Source organism: Peribacillus sp. SIMBA_075 (genome assembly GCF_046534585.1).
The window spans coordinates 1-275 of sequence record NZ_JAWRYN010000515.1; the positions used below are offsets into that span (position 1 = coordinate 1).

Annotated in this window: 1 protein-coding gene; it reads left to right on the plus strand. The window is 69.5% G+C overall.

Translation table 11 applies throughout. The annotated features are described in order from the left end of the window. A partial coding sequence (locus SB775_RS29235) for a hypothetical protein (protein WP_410864726.1) occupies positions 1–199 on the plus strand: 199 nt, incomplete at its 5' end. Between the last annotated feature and the right edge of the window lie 76 nt (positions 200–275).

Here is a 275-nt window from a genome sequence, read left to right on the forward strand (position 1 = left end):
GCTGCTGCTGCTGCTGCAAACAGACGCCTTTCCCGACGAGCGCCGCAGCGCAGTGCGGGTCTGCCCCCAGGGCGCAGTCGTAGAGCGACATCGCCTCGGCCGTCTTCCCCCGGGACCGCAGGAGATCAGCGTAGCCGACGACCTCGCCGACGTCGGCGGGGCCCTTGGGCCGCTCCGCTGGCGTCAGCGCAATGCCTAGTTCTTGCCCTGCGGTGGTGGTCGGAGCATGGAGGGCATGGTTGCTCTGGAGGAGAGTGGCGGCTCTGACACCAGCG